Origin of the sequence: Halomonas citrativorans (assembly GCF_014898005.1) — a bacterium.
In the GTDB taxonomy this organism is placed as follows: domain Bacteria; phylum Pseudomonadota; class Gammaproteobacteria; order Pseudomonadales; family Halomonadaceae; genus Vreelandella; species Vreelandella citrativorans.
The window spans coordinates 1-530 of sequence record NZ_JABUYX010000071.1 but is presented as its reverse complement, the minus strand read 5'-3'; the positions used below and the strand labels follow the sequence as shown (position 1 = coordinate 530).

The 530-nt window shown below is 58.5% G+C and carries 1 protein-coding gene; it reads left to right on the top strand.

Annotated features, from left to right (window positions below; all coding sequences use genetic code 11):
- Window positions 1-530 (top strand): FAD-binding oxidoreductase (locus tag INT20_RS17955; RefSeq protein WP_193057455.1); only part of this gene is annotated, 530 nt, incomplete at both ends.

Genomic DNA, 530 nt, shown 5'->3' with positions numbered 1-530 from the left:
ACCAACGGTCAGTCGCTTACCGATGGCATCGTGGTGGATATCTCCAGGCACATGAATCAGGTGCTGGACATTGATGTCGAGAACCGTCGGGTACGCGTTCAAGCGGGAGTCGTGAAGGATCAGTTGAATGCCGCCTTAAAGCCCTACGGGCTGTTTTTTGCCCCAGAGCTTTCGACTTCCAATCGAGCGACCATCGGGGGCATGATCTCGACCGATGCCAGTGGTCAGGGTAGCTGTGCTTACGGAAAAACCCGTGACCACGTGCTGGAACTCGACACGGTACTGCTGGGTGGCCAGCATCTGCATAGCCGGGCACTCAGTGCCGATGAGGAACAGCAGGCCTGCCAGCAGGACGGTATTGTCGGACAGGTGCACCGCACAGCGGCCAGCATTCTTGATCAGCAGCGCGAACTGATTAAGGCGACCTTTCCGCCGCTTAACCGCTGCCTGACCGGTTACGACCTGGCTCACCTGCGCAACGACCAGCATGCGCTTGATCTCAACAGCCTGCTGTGTGGCTCGGAAGGCTC